11 protein-coding genes, 3 tRNA genes and 1 pseudogene are annotated in these 13,246 nt (G+C 72.2%); 9 read left to right on the top strand and 6 right to left on the bottom strand.

Translation table 11 applies throughout. The features are described from left to right. Positions 1-101 precede the first annotated feature (101 nt). A complete protein-coding gene (locus HGB44_RS30675) occupies positions 102-1,022 on the top strand; it encodes an MBL fold metallo-hydrolase (protein WP_061083373.1) in 921 nt (306 codons plus the stop codon). Between the two features lie 105 nt (positions 1,023-1,127). Here the strand turns inward: HGB44_RS30675 and HGB44_RS30670 are convergent, their stop codons facing one another. Next, positions 1,128-2,309 carry a molybdopterin molybdotransferase MoeA gene (locus tag HGB44_RS30670; protein ID WP_061083374.1) on the bottom strand — a complete coding sequence of 394 codons (1,182 nt, stop codon included), beginning with the start codon at positions 2,307-2,309 and terminating at the stop codon, positions 1,128-1,130. A 230-nt stretch (positions 2,310-2,539) separates the two neighbouring features. Here HGB44_RS30670 and HGB44_RS30665 point away from each other — a divergent pair. The 3 genes from HGB44_RS30665 to HGB44_RS30655 all read left to right on the top strand — a co-directional run bounded on the left by HGB44_RS30665 (position 2,540) and on the right by HGB44_RS30655 (position 2,817). Next, positions 2,540-2,612, top strand: a tRNA-Gly gene (locus HGB44_RS30665). 41 nt (positions 2,613-2,653) lie between these two features. After that, positions 2,654-2,724: transfer RNA gene (locus HGB44_RS30660), tRNA-Cys, on the top strand. A 16-nt stretch (positions 2,725-2,740) separates the two neighbouring features. Then, positions 2,741-2,817: transfer RNA gene (locus HGB44_RS30655), tRNA-Val, on the top strand. Between the two features lie 371 nt (positions 2,818-3,188). Here HGB44_RS30655 and HGB44_RS30650 read toward each other — a convergent pair. The 3 genes from HGB44_RS30650 to HGB44_RS30640 all read right to left on the bottom strand — a co-directional run bounded on the left by HGB44_RS30650 (position 3,189) and on the right by HGB44_RS30640 (position 7,605). Next, positions 3,189-4,979 (bottom strand): immunity 49 family protein, encoded by a 1,791-nt coding sequence (locus HGB44_RS30650; protein WP_082768632.1) that lies wholly within the window; start codon positions 4,977-4,979, stop codon positions 3,189-3,191. A 344-nt stretch (positions 4,980-5,323) separates the two neighbouring features. Further along, on the bottom strand, positions 5,324-6,583 hold the full coding sequence (locus HGB44_RS30645; protein WP_061083377.1) for an oxidoreductase: 1,260 nt from the start codon (positions 6,581-6,583) through the stop codon (positions 5,324-5,326). Then, the gene (locus HGB44_RS30640; protein ID WP_061083378.1) at positions 6,580-7,605 is read right to left on the bottom strand and encodes an NAD(P)-dependent alcohol dehydrogenase; all 1,026 of its coding nucleotides are present in this window, start codon (positions 7,603-7,605) and stop codon (positions 6,580-6,582) included. Before HGB44_RS30640 ends, HGB44_RS30645 begins: the two co-directional genes overlap by 4 nt. A 138-nt stretch (positions 7,606-7,743) precedes the next feature. On the opposite strand from HGB44_RS30640, the gene HGB44_RS30635 reads away from it, so the two are divergent. Further along, complete coding sequence (locus HGB44_RS30635) at positions 7,744-8,262, top strand: TetR/AcrR family transcriptional regulator (protein ID WP_231972653.1); 519 nt, start codon at positions 7,744-7,746, stop codon at positions 8,260-8,262. A 136-nt stretch (positions 8,263-8,398) separates the two neighbouring features. Further along, positions 8,399-8,620, top strand: a complete 222-nt coding sequence (locus tag HGB44_RS30630; RefSeq protein ID WP_061083380.1) for a hypothetical protein — start codon at positions 8,399-8,401, stop codon at positions 8,618-8,620. A 114-nt stretch (positions 8,621-8,734) separates the two neighbouring features. Here the strand turns inward: HGB44_RS30630 and HGB44_RS30625 are convergent, their stop codons facing one another. Further along, complete coding sequence (locus HGB44_RS30625; protein WP_168444218.1) at positions 8,735-10,000, bottom strand: DUF1684 domain-containing protein; 1,266 nt, start codon at positions 9,998-10,000, stop codon at positions 8,735-8,737. Between the two features lie 770 nt (positions 10,001-10,770). After that, positions 10,771-11,043 carry a cysteine hydrolase family protein gene (locus HGB44_RS30620; RefSeq protein ID WP_231972654.1) on the bottom strand — a complete coding sequence of 91 codons (273 nt, stop codon included), beginning with the start codon at positions 11,041-11,043 and terminating at the stop codon, positions 10,771-10,773. Positions 11,044-11,359: 316 nt separating this feature from the next. Between HGB44_RS30620 and HGB44_RS30615 the strand changes: the two genes are divergently transcribed. The 3 genes and pseudogenes from HGB44_RS30615 to HGB44_RS32290 form a co-directional block, all read left to right on the top strand. Continuing rightward, entirely contained in the window at positions 11,360-12,301 is a 942-nt protein-coding gene (locus HGB44_RS30615; RefSeq protein WP_061083381.1) for a DUF5996 family protein, read from the top strand. 148 nt (positions 12,302-12,449) lie between these two features. Then, positions 12,450-12,917: a MarR family winged helix-turn-helix transcriptional regulator gene (locus HGB44_RS30610; protein WP_061083382.1), complete on the top strand. Its 468-nt coding sequence runs from the start codon at positions 12,450-12,452 to the stop codon at positions 12,915-12,917. A gap of 177 nt (positions 12,918-13,094) precedes the next feature. After that, positions 13,095-13,246: pseudogene (locus tag HGB44_RS32290) on the top strand (LLM class flavin-dependent oxidoreductase); the annotation flags it as partial.

The raw sequence follows: 13,246 nt of genomic DNA, 5'->3' as shown, positions 1-13,246 counted from the left end.
CGGGGCCCGACGCGTGTCCGGGTCCTCTCCCTAGCCGGTGCCCGCGGCGCGGAACCGCGCCGCGGTGCCCCTGTACCGCGGTGCACCTGTAGGGTCCCCGCATGAGAATGCGGTTCGGTCGCCCCGACATCTCCCGTTACGCGGACCGGTTCGACCTGCCCGATGCCGCTCACGGACCGTCCGTCACCTTCCTGGGCGTGACCACCCTCCTCATCAGGGACGAAACCTCGGCCGTCATGACCGACGGGTTCTTCTCCCGACCCTCACTGGCGGCGGTGGGCACGCGGCGCATCGCCCCGGACCACGCGCGCGTGGACGCCGCCCTGGCCCGCGCCGGGGCGGGCTCGCTCGACGCGATCGTCCCCGTGCACACCCACTTCGACCACGCCATGGACACGGCGCTGGTCGCCGCCCGGACCGGGGCCCGTCTGGTGGGCGGCGCGTCCGCGGCCCGCATCGGACGCGGCGGCGGTCTGCCCGAGGACAGGATCGTGCGGGCCGTGTCCGGCGACCGGGTCGCGTGCGGCGCTTTCACGCTGACGCTGGTCGGGTCCCGCCACTGCCCGCCCGACCGCTACCCGGGAGAGGTCGCCGAACCCGTCGTGCCGCCGGTGCGGGCGTCGGCCTACCGCTGCGGAGAGGCCTGGTCCCTGCTGGTGGAGCACACCGGAGGCCGCACCGCGCTGGTCCAGGGCAGCGCCGGTTTCGTTCCGGGAGCCCTGGACGGGTACGCGGCCGAGGTGGTCTACCTCGGTGTCGGCCAGCTGGGCCTGCGGGAGGCGGACTACATCCGGACCTACTGGAGGGAGACGGTCGAGGCGGTGGGCGCGCGCCGGGTCGTCCTCGTCCACTGGGACGACTTCTTCCGGCCGCTCGACAGGCCCCTGCGCGCGCTGCCCTACCTCGGCGACGACCTCGACGCCACCATGGGCGTCATCGACCGGCTCGCCGCCGAACAGGGTGTCCCGGTGCACTTCCCCTCCCTGTGGAGGCACGAGGACCCCTGGGTCGGACCGCGCTGAGAAACGGGCGCGGACTCCCCCGGAGGTACCGCGGGCACCCGCCCCTGCGCACAGGACGCCCGGGACGAGGCAATGAGGGCGGGGGCGAAGCCCCTGAGGGCGGTGTCAGGGGACGCGGAGCAGCTCCACCTCAGTGCCGTCCCAGCCCGGCGGCACCACCGCGTAGGCGTCGGCCAGCGCGGCTCCGCGCAGGCTGCCCGGGCGGTCGTGGCCGACCGGGTGCGCCCGACCGCCGTCCAGACGCACCGCGACCAGCCTGGTGTCCCGGGGGTGGGCCGTGACGGCGCCCTCCAGCACGGCCCGGGCCAACCCCGTTCCGGGGTCCGGGCGGCCGCTCATGGCGGCCAGCAGGGGGACCAGCAGGGTGGCCGCGGCGACCAGGGCGGCCCCGGGGTTGCCGGGAAGGCCCACGAACACGGTCCGGTCGGTGTGCGCGAGCAGTTGCGGATGGCCCGGACGGCAGGCGACCCCGTCGACCGCGACCTCGGCGCCCAGTTCCTCCAGGACCGAGCGCAGGTGGTCGGCCGGGCCCCGGGACGAGGAACCGCACACCGCGACCACGTCGCCGTCCGCGCCCGCCAGCGCGTCGAGCAGCGGCCGCCGCTCGTCGCCCATGTGGCGCAGGGACTCGATCCGGCCGCCCGCGCGCTCGACGACCCCCGGCAGCGCCGGGCCGATGGCGTCGCGCACGCTGCCGTCGCCGGGCAGCCCCGATGTGGTGATCTCCTCACCGGTGACCAGCACCGTCACCCGGGGGCGCAGCACAGGCAGGGTGTCGTGGCCCAGGCTGGCGGCCAGTCCCAGCGCGGCGGGGCCGACCACGGCTCCCCGTTCGAGGACGGTCTCGCCGGGGGCGGTCTCCTCCCCCGCCCAGCGCACGTGGCGGCCCGCCTCCGCGGGTCCGTCCACCGTCCCGTCCCGGACGGCGGCCAGCTCGTAGGGCAGAACACACTCCGTGCCCTTGGGCACACGGGCGCCGGTGGCGATCTCGACGGCCTCGCCCGGGCGCAGGCCCACGGGCGCTTCCGGCGCTCCGGCCAGCTGCCTGCCCACCAGCCGCCAGGGCCCGGGGCCCGACACCGCGAAGCCGTCCATGGCCGAGGCGTCGAAGGCGGGCAGGCCCGTCAGGGCGTGCACGTCCGCGGCGAGGACGGCGCCCAGGGCGTCCTCCAGGGAAAGCTCGCGCGGGGCCGGCGGCCTGCCGCCGCCCAGCAGCCGGGCGGCCTCACGCGCCCGCGGCCACGACCGGTGCCCGCCGTGTCCCCCGGTGCAGCCGCCCGCGCCCATATCCGTCTCCCCCTCGTCACGCCGGTGTCCTCCATTGTCCACCCGGGCGCATGACGCGGACGTTAACGTCTGCGCTGAGCGTCCCGGCGCGCCCCCGCCCGCACGGCCGCCTACCCGCGCTGGGAGCGCCGAACCGGCCCCTCCCAGCGCCGATTTGCCGTCTGCCGACTTTCCGCTAGAGTTCTTACCAGCAGCACGGCGGGGCCCACGGGCCAGACGCCAGGCAGCAAGCGGACGTGGCTCAGCTGGTAGAGCATCACCTTGCCAAGGTGAGGGTCGCGGGTTCGAATCCCGTCGTCCGCTCGGAGGAGACGCGAGGTGCCCCGGCGCCTTACGTGCAACTCGGTGGAGTGGCCGAGAGGCGAGGCAGCGGCCTGCAAAGCCGTCTACACGGGTTCGAATCCCGTCTCCACCTCCCCATCGCTACACGCGGGCGGTTAGCTCAGTTGGTTAGAGCGCTACCTTGACACGGTAGAGGTCACAGGTTCGAATCCTGTATCGCCCACCACATCTTCCCAGGTCGGAGCACACGCTCCGGCCTGAGTCGTTTCCGGGGTCCCCTGCGCGGGAGACATCCGGGAGACCGCCTCCCAAGCGGGCCCCTGGAGGGGCCCGATCTCGCCGTCTGCACGGTGCTGCTCTTGGAGCGTCGGCGCCACGGTGAAGAGCCGCTCGCACCCCCGGATCGCGGGAGCCGTCACGCTCCCCCGCCACCGGTTCCCGGGCACGCTGACTACACACCGCTTCGCCTCCGGCGTCGCCTGCTCGTGGACCCGGGCCACCCCCCGGCGCCCGGTGCCCCAGGTGGACCGCACGCGCCACCTCCTGTCCAGGAGGTGGCGCCTGCCCCGGCGGACGGCCCCACCTCACCGCCGAGGATCAGTCGAAGAGCGTGGCCGCGTGGTCCAGGACCCCGCGAGGCAGATAGTCGCTCTCCACGGGCACGTCCCAGCCGCGGGCGCGGGCCAGGCAGGCCAGGGCGAGAACGCGCGTGTTGACGAACCCGTCGCTGTCCCCCTGGTTCCTCCCGACTCCGGAGGCGTCCCGGTGCTCCTCCAGGGCATCGGCCAGGGCCAGGGCGAAACCCTCGCGGTCCCCCGCGACCAGCTGGGACAGCAGGATCACGGGAGGCGGCGGGTAACCGGGCAACGCGTGGTGCCGTTCCAGGGCCGCCACGGCCTCGTCCATGGCCGCGCGTACCTCCTCGGTCGGCTGCACGGTGCCCTGGTCATCGTTGTGGTCCGTACGGGACCGTGACGACTCCGCGCGCAGGTAGGCCAGCAGAGCCGCTGAATACAGGCTGTGGACGCTGGCGCTCTCTGCACGGTCCTCAAAAGCGAAGGCGTCCATGGCGTAACTCAACAGCGTGTCCAAACGCTCCCGCGATCCGGAAAGCACCGCGTACTCGATCGCGACTGTGCGCGTTCCCTCATTGGTGTCGCCGTTGGAAGCCGCACCGGGCAGGGACACGGTGGTCGGCCCGAGGGGGATCTCGACGGTGTCCTCCACGCTGGTCACGCTGGTGAAGGCCGCAGCGGTGTACTGGGAGGCGTGGGTGAGGGCCTCCAGCTGGCGCGGATGACGCTCCTGAGTGTCAGCGAGCGAACTGTACTGGAACCGGCGGATCTCGTCCTCGGCATGCCGCTGGAGCTCTCCCGGGAGCATGTCCGGCACGAGCGCGGATCCCCGGATGTCCTCCAGATTCTCGGCGGAGTGGCTGTCCAACCTCTCCAGGATCCGATCGATGCGTCCGGGAACGGTGACCGATCGCTCGACCTTCAGCGCGCCTTGGGACAACACCCTCAGCGCCCCGGGGTCCTTGTCCGCCCCGTAGGCGCCCACACGCAGACCGCGCCAGCCCTGTTCGCCCGCGACGAGGCGGTGGGGCAGGTAGTCGGATTCCAAGGGCTGCCCCCATCCCTCCATGCGCACGGCCATCGCCGCGAAGGCGATCTCGTCGATGGGCAGCAGGAAGCGCGGGGAGACATCCGGGGCGCTGTCACGGTGGGCCTCCAGCCGGGCCGCCATCATCTTCCAGAAGAGTTCCTCGTCGCGAGACAGCAACGCGTACAGCTGGAGGAGGTCGGGGTGGGGCAGCTCACCGTCGTTGGCCATACCGGTGACGGCGGCCTCGACGTAGCCCAGGACCTGGTCGCGCTGGGCGCCCAGTTCGGGGAAGAGGTAGTAGGCCAGGCCGCGGGCCAGCACCTCCCCCTCGTCGAAGGTCGAGGCCAGGGTGAGGAAGGCGCCCTCGTTCTCCTCGTGCAGATCGGCGACCAGACACAGGTACAGGGTCTGGATCCAGTCCCACGTCGTCGGAGCCCTGTCCTGGTCGGTGTCCTCCCCCTCCCCGAAGTAGGACACCCCGGTGCCCGTGTAGGTGAGGTGGACCGAGAACGACGCGGAGGCAGGCGCGCAGTCCAGCTTGAGCGCTCCGATCCGGGCTTCGGCAGCCGAGTACAGGGCGGCGTGGGAATCGGTGTCGATGGCGGGATCAGCCACCGACCGCGCCCCGGCATAGTCGCACAGGTCGTCGGCGACGATGTCCCACCCGTGGAGTTCTCGCCCGCACTCCTGCTGACGGTGGGCGGCCCCGCCGATCCGGTCGAAGAAGTCCTCCGTGGCCTCGGCCAGGGCCTCGTCCCGCACGTCGTGCCGCTCGATACGCACTGGTTCCCGCATCCCTCTCGTAGGTCGCGGACCGGGCGCCCTTCGCGTGCCCGATCGCGTGACGGAGTCTGGCACGGCGCGACGACAGGGCGCGGAGAGGCACCTCACCCGCTGCGCACGGCGGTGTGGCGGGAGCGGGCCGGTTCCCGGCACGGTGTCCGTGCCGGGACCACCCGGGTTCGTGTCAGCAGGAGGTGGGAGGCCGACCGCTCCCCCTTGCGGCCCGCTCCCCCGAAGCCGTCCGGAGGTCGGACCGTGCCGGTCTCGGCGGTGCCCGGACTCCACAGCCGGTCACAGTCGGCCGACGCCCACCGCCCGTCCCGCCTCTCCGGGGACTCCACACCTCATCGGGGCGGTGGCGGTCCCACGCGTCGGTGGCGACGGATCGCGCGTGAGCGCCGGTACTGGTCCAGGACGAGGGCGGCGAGCGGGGGCACGGACCGGTCCGGTCTGTCGCGGCTCAGACCGTGCATTCGTGCGGTGATGCTCGCCTGCACGGCCGCCGCGCGCAGGGACTTGGAGCGGGCCAGCGTGCACGGCGGCTCGACTTCGGCGTCCTGGCCCGCGAGCCAGCGCCGGGGGGCGTCGGGCTGTTGGGCCAGTGCGGTCGCCACACCCACGAGCGAGAACCCGCGGGCGAGGACGTCCTGCGCGACCCGCCCCCGCCGGATGCCGCCGGTGAGCATGAGGGGCACCGAAGCGTGCTCGACGAGTTCCCCGGCCAGTTCCAGGAAGTAGGCCTCGCGTTCGAGGGTGCGCCCGTCCGCGGGGTGTCCCGCGGTGGCGAGTGATTCGACGCTTCCTCCTGAGAGTTCGACGAAGTCGACGCTGTCGCTGAGCCAGTCGATGACCTGGCGCGCGTCGTCGGGCTCGAAGCCTCCGCGCTGGAAGTCCGCGGAGTTGAGTTTGACGGCGATCCCGAAACCCGCGGACACGCGCGCACGGACGGCGGCCACGACCTCGAGGAGCAGCCGGGCCCGACCGCGCAGGGGTCCGCCCCACCGGTCGTCGCGCCTGTTCACGAGCGGGGAGAGGAACTGGGCGAGCAGGTAGCCGTGCGCGGCGTGGATCTCCACACCCGCGAAACCGGCCTCCTCCGCCAGCGCCGCCGTGGTGGCGAAGCGTTCGATGGCCTCGTGGATGTCGTCCTCGGTCATCGGTACCGGTGCGGCGAAGAGTCTGGACAGCGAGCCGATCCTCACGGGGACCGCCGAGGGGGCGAGCGCTCTGGAGCCGGTGTCGCGCCGGACCACGCGACCCGGGTGGTTGATCTGCATCCACAACGAGCTGTTCGGTGCCGCCCGTGCCCATGCCCGGAAGGGTGCGAGATCGCTGTAACCGTCCAGGACGACGTCGGCCGGCTGGGCGACGGCGGAACGGTCGACCATGACGTGGCCGGTCAGGATCATGCCCGCACCGCCCCGGTCCCAGGTGCGGTAGAGCGTGGCGAACCGCTCGTCCGGATGACCGCCGGGGCCCGCGAGCTGCTCCTCCATCGCTGCCTTGACCAGGCGGTTCGCGACAGTGATGCCTCGGGGAAGCCGGAGCGGTGAGGAGAGCGCGGGAACCTCTGACGGCTCGTGGGGGCGTGGCGTACTCGTCATCGCGTGAGCACCAGCTTCCCGACGGTGCGCCCCGAGCGGCTCTCGTCGATCGCCGCGTTCACTCCCTCGACCGTCAGCGGGAAGGTACGGGCGACGTGGACGCTGACGCCGCCGCTCTCGACGAACGCGTTGACGCGCCGCAGCAGCGGCCCTGAGGCCTTGAGGAAGACCGGCACGTACTTCACGCCCCGCGCGCCCGCGCCCCGGATCCGGCGGGCGGAGACCGTCGCGAGCAGCCGCATCGCGGAAGCGGGGGTGACGACGCCGTCCTCGTCGCGGGCGATCGTCACGAACCGTCCTCCCGGTCGGAGGACGTGCCGCGCCCGCACCCACTGCTCGATGCCCCCGACGGTGTCGATCACGACGTCGAACGAGTCCGGGCCGAACCGTGCGGCCAGATCGGTGGTGGTCCTGTCGACGACCTCGTCCGCGCCCAGCGTACGGACGAACCCGAGTTTGCGGGTGCTGGCGGTGCCGACGACGAAGGCGCCGACGGCGCGTGCCAGTTGGACGGCGCAGTGGCCCACTCCCCCCGACGCCCCGATCACCGCGACCCGGGTGCCCGAGGTGACCTCGGCGCTGTCGAGGCACGTCAGCGCCGTCTGTGCCGCCAGGGGAATCGCGGCGGCCTCCGCGAAACCCAGACCCGCCGGGACCGGAGCGAGCAGCCCTTCGCGCACATTGACGTACTCGGCCCCGCCACCCCCGCCGGTCTCGTTGTCGGCGTGTACCCGGTCGCCGACTCCGAACGAGGTCACGCCGTCGCCGACCGCGGTGACGACTCCCGCGAGATCGAACAGGGGCGTGAAGGGGAACCGGCGAGGCGTGATCAGGCGCCGGTTCCCCTCGATCATCTGCCAGTCGATGGGGTTGATCGACGACGCCCGCACGCACACCTGCACCTCCCGCCGGCCTGGGGCGCGCACGGGCACGTCCTCGGACAGTCCGAGCACGTCGCGCGCGGCGCCGTACCGGGTTTGGACGATCGGCCGCTGGACGCGCGGCACCGGGGTGGTGGTCATAGTGCGGTTCCTTGTGGTCGGCGCTCTTTTAGACTCATAGGACAGTACTGTACTTCGAGTCCATTAGTGCCCTCATCGACCAGAGGGGGATAGTCTCGGTCCATGACCAAGTCGGCCGGTGACCCGGGAGATCCGCGCGTGGCGCGAACCCGACGCGACGTGATCCAAGCCAGCGCCGCCATCCTGCTCGAGGACGGGTGGGGAGCCGCCACGCACGCCGCGGTCGCGCGGAGGTCGGGATACTCGAAGGCGACCCTCTACGCGCACTGGCCCACCCCGACAGATCTCATGCGGGACGCGATCGACAGGATCTGCGAGGAATCCACGACCCCGGCGCCGAGCGGAGACCTTCGCGAGGACCTCCGCACGCTCCTCGGAAGGTTCGCGCTCGCGCTGTCCGAGCGCCGCTACGACCAACTGATGGCCGGAGCCATCGAGCTCGCCGGACGGAACGAGGTCGCGCGCGAACTCCGGGACCGCCTCTACGAGACCGCCACGAAGGGCATTCGCGACACCCTCGCGACGCATCTTCCGGCCCGCGATGTCGACCCCTCCCTCGCCATGCTCGTCGGCGCAGTCCTGGTCCGCGTGACCTACGAGGGCGAGGCGGCGACAGCGGAGTTCATCGCCGATGTCGTCGACCGGGTCCTCGGCTGACAGAGCCCCGGGCCCGATGTCGGGACCGGCCTCGGAGCCGGACCTGCGAACCGGCTTCTCCCGGGGAACGGGGCCGCCGTGATCCGCCGCCTGCCCGGCCCCTCGCTTCGGGCGGCTCCCCGGACGGAGGCCTCCGGTGCCGGCACCGCGCCCCGCCTGGACCGTCCTCGTCCTCGCCGCGCCCCGAGGGCCTCCCCTGCTGCTGGTCGACGGCACCGCGGGCCACCCGGCCGAAGGCGCCGCGGACCTGGCTGAACGCAGCGGAGGAGCACACGCGGGGATCCCCGTCCGCGACCACGCCGAAGCCGTCTCCTCCCCGCTCCTCGTACGGAGCGCGGTGGACTTCCTCGGCGGCTGAGGGCGTTCGGTCGAGAACGCGGGAACCCCCGGCGTGTATCCCCCCGGGGGTCCTTCTCCCCCGTCAGGCGCGGCCTCGGGCGCGGCCGTCGCGCACGACGGTCACGCCGCGCCCTCAGGCGGCGCCGGCCGCCTCCCGCTCCGGCACGAAGTCGGCGTACTCCTCGATGCGGGTGATGAGGCCGTCGTCGTCGAAACGGAAGTAGACGGCGGCGAACACCTGACCGCGCACGCCCCCCGCCGCAGCCACGTGCACCACATGCTGCTGGAGGACCTCGCCGGGCCGGGTGAACTGTCGGGTGATGTCGTAGCGCATCGACTCGATGGTGTCGGCCTGGCCGGCCATCGCGACGATGTTGTCCGCGATGGTCTGCTCTCCCTTGCCGTCGTTGTGCCAGACGGTGGCCGTCGAGGCGCACATCGCACGGGCGGTCTCCCAGTCGCCCCGTTCGAGGCTTCGTAGGTAGGTGACGGCCTTGTCCTTGGGATCCCGGCTCATGGTGTCGCTTCCTTCTGTGTGGGGCGTTCCTACCAGGGGGGCTGCGGGTCCCTGTCCGGTCGTGTCGTGGATCAGGGCGCGCTCACCTGCTTCGACGCGCAGCGGCAGGTGGTTCCCGGGAGGCGAGAGCGGGCAGACGAACACCGATGGCCGCAGGTGGTGGTGGGAGAGCGTCGCCTTGTTGAAGTCGACCGTCAACGTGCTGCCCGGTTCCAGCAGGGGCAGCACCAGCCAGCGGCCGATCCCGGGCGTCCCGCGCCCGTTGGTCCGGTCGGTGAAGACCACCAGGCGTTGGCCGGGCATGTCCTCCAGGACGGCCATGACGTGTTCGGTGCCGTTGACGGTGACGACCAGGTCGACGGGGGCGAGGATCGCCTCGGTGCTGCACGGCGAGGTGAGCCGTTCGACTTCGATGCGGCGGCCTTCGGGGGCCGCTCGGTACTCGCCCTCGAGGACCCAGGCCGGGTCGTAGGGGTAGGCGTCGATGCCGGTGAGGCCGGAGCGCTCGACGGCGGCGTGGTCCCTGACGACCAGCCCGTAGGCGCCGTCGCTGCCCCCGACGAAACCGACGAGCCCGCCGGGGAACTCCAGCGAGTCCCCGGGGGGCACCTGAGAGGTGCCGTCCACCACGACCCCGTCCACCACGACGCCGTCGGCCGCCGAGGCCGTCACGGTCAGGGCGCCGGTCCCGTCCGTGGCCCACCGGCCGGGAACGCCCGGGAGGGTGCGGACGTCCGGGCCGGTCACCATTCCGTTGGCGACGACTCTGGCCTTTCCGTTCGGTCCGGCCACCTCCTCCCATCGGCCCCGGCGCCAACCGTCGTATTCCGCCGGTGTGTCGGCGGGTGCCGAACCGCTGGCCGGTGCCTGCTGTGTTGACATGAGATCGCTCCCTTCCGGGCCGCCGCTCGCACCCCTTGTCGAGGTGTTCGCGGTGGCCGTACTCCCTGCCCTCCGTGTGGGCGGTACGTCTGCCACAACGGTTCGATGCTTGTGACGCATCCCCACTTGCGTATAACGCAAGAAGAACGGCCTCAGTGTTGGCGTAGGAGCAATCGGGGCCCCATCGATGACGGTCGGTACCCGCCGAGGCACCGACGGGCTCAGCCGCGCGCCCCGTGCGGGACGTGGAGCGGCTCAGCCGTGTTCGGTTGGTGGTCGGGGCAGCTTCTGGCGCGTGACGGTCATGCCGGGCTCCGCCGTGAGGGGCCAGCGCGTCAGGACGTGGGTGCCGTCGGTCGTCGGACCGGTGACGACGTCGTCGGACGCGGTCTCGGCTAGCTGGTCCAGGGTGGTGTCCGAGGCGCACGGGGGTGATGAGGCCGTCCAGGGCCAGGCGCCGGGGGAACCGCGCCCCGCGGGGCCGACGGACCCCGTGTGCCGGACGCCCCCGCGGGCGTGTGAACGCGCCCACAGGAAGGCCTCTCGGCCGTACCCGTCAGACGGGGGCGGTCAACGCGGGTCGGGGGTCCGCACCAGCTCCTCGTATGCGGCTCGTTCGAACTCCAGGTAGCCGCCGCAGGACGCGGGATCGATGAAGGGTGGCACCTGGGTCGCCCAGAACCCGCCGATGCCGTGTCCCCGCCCGGGAGGGGACCGGTCCGGGACGGGCGGTGCCCGACGCGGACCGGCCCCGTTCGGCGGTCGTGTCGTCAGACGCCGCTCGCGGCGCGGCTGGCCGGCATCTGCGTCTCCCAGGCGAAGGCGATGCCGGTGGCGCCGCCGTGCCGGGTCAGGACCTCGACCATGCCCTGCGTGGTCTCCTCGCGGGCCCAGTCGCGCTGCCACTCGCCCGCCACGGCCAGCCAGGTGATCGGCGCCACGCCGGCCCGGACCATGCGCCGCACGGCCATGTCGTGGGACTCGGCCGAGGCGCCGCCCGACGCGTCGGTGACGGCGCATCTCCGCCGAGTGAGGTGACGCATCACCAAAATTAGCACCATTGGATGATGTGTCAACCAAATCGGACCCCGGATCCGCCACCGCCCCCACGAGTCGAACGCCGCCCAGCAAGTTGTCTTGTCACCTACCATCCGGATGATGTATCAACGACCAGCGGGGGTCTCGCACCCACAGGCGACGCGGGGCGCCGCCCGCCCGGAGGCCGCTGGTCGCCGGGGGCGCGGCGGGGGCCGACAGGACCGAGGTCCGCCTCGCTCCGGGAGGGGCGAGGGGCCGGGACACCCGTCCGCGGCGCACGACCGCCTCCGCCCCTGGCGCACAGAAGGAAGTGAGTGAGCGATGACCAGCCCGTCAGCAGCGAACTGGCCGAGCCTGCGGGTCTCGGACTGGACGGACACCCGCGACACCCTGCACATGTGGACCCAGATCGTGGGCAAGATCCGCATGGCCCACGCTCCGCTGATCAACCACTGGTGGCAGGTGACCCTCTACGTCAGCCCGCGCGGACTGACCACCTCGGCCGTCCCGTACGGCACGGGGGCCTTCGAGATCGAGTTCGACTTCGTCGACCACCAGCTCCGGATCCGCAGCAGCGACGGCGGCGAGCGGAGCTTCCCGCTGCGGCCCATGCCGGTCGCCGAGTTCTACTCCCGGATCATGGACGCGCTCGGCCGACTCGGGATCGAGGCGCCGATCCGGCCGAGCCCCAACGAGGTCGAGCCCGCGATCCCCTTCGCCGAGGACCACGAACACGCCTCCTACGACGCGGAGGCGGCCGCCCTGTTCTGGCGTCAACTGCTCCAGGCGAACCGGGTGATCGGCCAGTTCCGGTCGCACTTCGTGGGCAAGGTCAGTCCGGTGCACTTCTTCTGGGGGGCGATGGACCTGGCCTGCACCCGCTTCTCCGGGCGGACGGCCCCGCCCCACCCGGGCGGAGCGCCCAACTGCGGGGACTGGGTCATGGTGGAGGGCTACTCCCGGGAGCTGTCCAGCTGCGGGTTCTGGCCCGGCGGCGGCGAGGAGGGCGCCTTCTACTCCTACGCCTACCCCGCACCCGACGGGTTCGCCGACCAGCCGGTGGGCCCCGAGGGCGCGTACTACAGCACCGAGTTCCAGCAGTTCCTGCTGCCCTACGAGGCCGCCCGCACCGCACCCGACCCCGACCGCACGGTCGCCGAGTTCCTGCGCACCACCTACGAGGCCGCCGCGAACCTCGGGGACTGGGACCGCTCCGCGCTGGAGGACGATCCCCTGCGGTGGCAGGGCACGCCCGCGTCCTGAGGGGACGACGGGACGGACCGGACCGGGGCGTCGGCCCCCGTCGACGGGCCCCCTCCGCGCTCCCGGAGGGGCCGCCCGACGGAGGACCGTGTCCCGGCCGCTTCGCCCCAGGTGGATGAGGTGTCAACTTCTTCGTTACACTGCGCCCATGAACGAGACGCCGCGCTGGCTGGAGGCGGATGAGAAGGCCGCCTGGGACAACTTCATCCGCATGCAGGAGACGCTCATCGGGCGGCTCTCCCGTCTCCTTCAGGCCGACTCCGGGATGTCCGCCTCCGACTACATCGTGCTCGTCAACCTCACCGCGACGAGCGACGGCAGGATGCGCTTCCTGGAACTGGCCAGACTGGTGAACTGGGAGAAGAGCCGGATGTCCCACCAGGTCCGGCGGATGGCCAAGCGCGGGCTCGTGACCAGGGAGGAATGCCCCGACGACGCCCGCGGAGCGTTCATCGTCGCCACCCCGGCCGGTTACAAGGCGATCGAGGACGCCGCGCCCCTGCACGTCGAGCACGTTCGCCGCCTGTTCGTGGACGCCCTCACCCCCAACCAGCTCAGCACGTTCGCACGGCTCTCCCAGCGCGTCTCGGACCACATGGAGAAGCAGCCGGACTGAGCCAGCGGCGCGGAGCCCCGGGGATCAGCACACTGATTCGGTTGATGGATCAACGTCCACTTGCACTACCATGGTTGACTCATCAACAAAAGACGATGATGTCGCGACGGGGGCGGCCACGCCCGGCACCGCGTTCGACACGGCAGTCGGCACAGCGACCACAGGGAGACGGGTGCGATGCAGTTCGGGATCTTCAGCGTCGGTGACGTGACCACCGACCCCACCACCGGCCGTACGCCGACCGAGGCCGAGCGCGTCAAGGCGATGGTGACCATCGCGCTCAAGGCCGAGGAGGTCGGCCTGGACGTCTTCGCCACCGGCGAGCACCA

The organism is Nocardiopsis alborubida, from assembly GCF_012396365.1.
GTDB lineage: Bacteria > Actinomycetota > Actinomycetes > Streptosporangiales > Streptosporangiaceae > Nocardiopsis > Nocardiopsis alborubida.
The sequence above is the reverse complement of the archived record's forward strand: the minus strand, read 5'-3'. Positions and strand labels throughout refer to the sequence as shown.

Excerpts from the sequence above, each read along its gene's own strand:
- HGB44_RS30640 (WP_061083378.1), bottom strand. The coding sequence starts at position 7,605 with ATGACCACCACCCCGGTGCCGCGCGTCCAGCGGCCGATCGTCCAAACC.
- HGB44_RS30610 (WP_061083382.1), top strand. The coding sequence starts at position 12,450 with ATGAACGAGACGCCGCGCTGGCTGGAGGCGGATGAGAAGGCCGCCTGG.
- HGB44_RS30615 (WP_061083381.1), top strand. The coding sequence starts at position 11,360 with ATGACCAGCCCGTCAGCAGCGAACTGGCCGAGCCTGCGGGTCTCGGAC.
- HGB44_RS30645 (WP_061083377.1), bottom strand. The coding sequence starts at position 6,583 with ATGACGAGTACGCCACGCCCCCACGAGCCGTCAGAGGTTCCCGCGCTC.
- HGB44_RS30620 (WP_231972654.1), bottom strand. The coding sequence starts at position 11,043 with ATGCGTCACCTCACTCGGCGGAGATGCGCCGTCACCGACGCGTCGGGC.
- HGB44_RS30625 (WP_168444218.1), bottom strand. The coding sequence starts at position 10,000 with ATGTCAACACAGCAGGCACCGGCCAGCGGTTCGGCACCCGCCGACACA.
- HGB44_RS30675 (WP_061083373.1), top strand. The coding sequence starts at position 102 with ATGAGAATGCGGTTCGGTCGCCCCGACATCTCCCGTTACGCGGACCGG.
- HGB44_RS30670 (WP_061083374.1), bottom strand. The coding sequence starts at position 2,309 with ATGGGCGCGGGCGGCTGCACCGGGGGACACGGCGGGCACCGGTCGTGG.